Here is a 2,171-nt window from a genome sequence, read left to right as displayed (position 1 = left end):
GTCCGCCGCTCGCCGCCAGAGAGCTAGGCTCTCCGCGCTGCCGCTCGACTTGCATGTGTTAGGCATGCCGCCAGCGTTCAATCTGAGCCAGGATCAAACTCTTCAGTTTCAATCTCGTAGGCCGCACCAGGTGCGGCCGAACTGGCTCGCCGCAAGCACTCGGTATTGCGAGTCCTTGCGCCGAAGTCTTTGGCATCAGCGCGACCTCAGCGCAAGCGCCCACACAAACCATCCAACCCGACTTTTTAAAGATCTGCTCGGCCGCCTGCGGCGGCGAGATCGCCCATTTTAGCTGGGCTTAACTGCTCTGACAACCCCCTTTCACTTCGCTGCAACCGTTTCGGCTGCGCTGCTTGTCGGGGGCCGCGGCCTTGCGCCGCCAGAGACCGTCCATCCTACGCACTGCCACAAAATTGTCAATACGTCTGTGGACCGCCTCGTTCCCTCTCAGCGAGCCCAGGATCGCTCCCCGTCGCTGAGAATCGGTTATTCTACGGATACACGGCCCGCGGTCAACCCCCGCGGACCACCCGGACGATGGCGAAGCGCCGCTTGCCGACCTGCAGGAGCTGGCGGCTGCCGACGGGCAGGCGCGCCTGGGGGTCGCCGACGCGCTCGCCCTCGATGCGCACGGCGCCCTGCTCCACCATCCGCCGCCCCTCCGAGCTCGAGCTCACCAGGCCCGCCTCCTTCAGGGCCGCAGGGATCCAGACGCCCTCCTCCTCGCCGGCGGAGACCGCCACCTCCTCGATCTCGTCGGGCAGCGCGCCGTGGCGGAAGCGCGAGACGAACGCCTCCTGGGCACGCTCGGCCGCCTGGCGGCCGTGGAAGCGCTCCGTGAGCTCGAAGGCGAGGCTCGCCTTGATATCGCGCGGGTTGTCGCCGCGCTCGCGCACCGCCCGCTGGAGCTCGAGGACCTCGGGCCACGGGCGCAGGCTGAGCAGCTCGAAGTAGCGCCACATCAGCGAGTCCGAGATCGACATGAGCTTGCCGTAGATCTCCTCCGGCGCCTCCTGGATCCCCACGTAGTTGCCCAGCGACTTCGACATCTTCTGGACCCCGTCCAGGCCCTCGAGCACCGGCATCGTCAGGATGCTCTGGGGGTGCTGGCCGTAGTGGCGCTGGATCTCGCGGCCGATAAGGAGGTTGAAGCGCTGATCGCTGCCGCCAAGCTCGAAGTCGGCATCCAGGGCCACGGAGTCGTAGCCCTGGAAGAGCGGGTAAAGGAACTCGTGGATGGCGATCGCCGAGCCCCGGTGGTAGCGCTGATGGAAGTCGTCGCGCTCGAGCATCCGGGCCACGGTGTAGCAGGAGGCGAGCCGGACCAGCTCGGCGGCCTGCATCCCCCCCATCCACTGCGAGTTGAAGACCAGGTGGGTGCGCTCGGGGTCGAGGATGCAGTAGATCTGCTCCTCGTAGGTCCGCGCGTTGGCCCGCACCTCCTCCGGGGTCAGCGGGGGGCGCGTCGCGCTCTTGCCGCTCGGGTCGCCGATGGTGGCGGTGAAATCGCCGATGAGGAAGTACACCTCATGGCCGAGCGCCTGGAACTGGCGCAGCTTGTTGATGAGCACGGTGTGGCCGAGGTGGAGATCCGGCGCCGTCGGATCGAAGCCCGCCTTGACCCGCAGCGCCCGACTCGCGTCCAGCCGCTCGGCGAGGCCCTCCTCGGGGATGATCTCCTCGGCGCCTCGCCGAATCATGGCCACGGGGTCTTCGGATGCCATAGAACGGATCTCGCTCCAGCCCTTTAAGATAAACTATTTATTATAACGCACTCCTCGCGAGCCCACAGCCTCCCCGCGCCTCGGCGGCATTGACCCCGGGCCGCTTAGGCGGCATTCTTCAAGCATGTTGTGAACAGCATCGACCAGAGGGGTGCGTGCCGCCGTGCAGCGACCCAAGTTCACCGAGCTCGATCTCAAGGGTAACCGCCTCCGCACACGCGCCTCCACGCGACGCTCCCCCGGGCGGCTCAACCCCTTCCGCAAGGGATCGCCCCCCTGGCAAGGCGCCCCGCTCAGCCTCGCCCGCCGGGCGCCGCTCAAGCCGTGGCGAAGCCCCGTTGCCATCTCGGCGGGCGTTCTCGGCTCCGCCGCCGCCACGGCGGTGGCGCTCCTGGCGCTCTCGGACTCCCCGCCCGCTAGCCGCGAGGCCCAGGCCCCCGAGCCGCA

2 protein-coding genes and 1 rRNA gene are annotated in these 2,171 nt (G+C 67.8%); 1 reads left to right on the top strand and 2 read right to left on the bottom strand.

Annotated features, from left to right (window positions below):
• Together CKO13_RS11780 and tyrS are read right to left on the bottom strand one after the other, a co-directional pair.
• Positions 1-109, bottom strand: a 16S ribosomal RNA gene (locus tag CKO13_RS11780); the annotation flags it as partial.
• 403 nt (positions 110-512) lie between these two features.
• Complete coding sequence (tyrS, locus tag CKO13_RS11775) at positions 513-1,724, bottom strand: tyrosine--tRNA ligase (RefSeq protein ID WP_200261267.1); 1,212 nt, start codon at positions 1,722-1,724, stop codon at positions 513-515.
• Positions 1,725-1,887: 163 nt separating this feature from the next.
• Between tyrS and CKO13_RS12530 the strand changes: the two genes are divergently transcribed.
• A partial coding sequence (locus tag CKO13_RS12530) for a hypothetical protein (protein ID WP_207132212.1) occupies positions 1,888-2,171 on the top strand: 284 nt, incomplete at its 3' end.

Origin of the sequence: Halorhodospira neutriphila (assembly GCF_016584055.1) — a bacterium.
Classification (GTDB): domain Bacteria; phylum Pseudomonadota; class Gammaproteobacteria; order Nitrococcales; family Halorhodospiraceae; genus Halorhodospira; species Halorhodospira neutriphila.
The sequence above is the reverse complement of the archived record's forward strand: the minus strand, read 5'-3'. Positions and strand labels throughout refer to the sequence as shown.

Coding starts and splice junctions, on each gene's coding strand:
- tyrS (WP_200261267.1), bottom strand. CDS start 1,724: ATGGCATCCGAAGACCCCGTGGCCATGATTCGGCGAGGCGCCGAGGAG.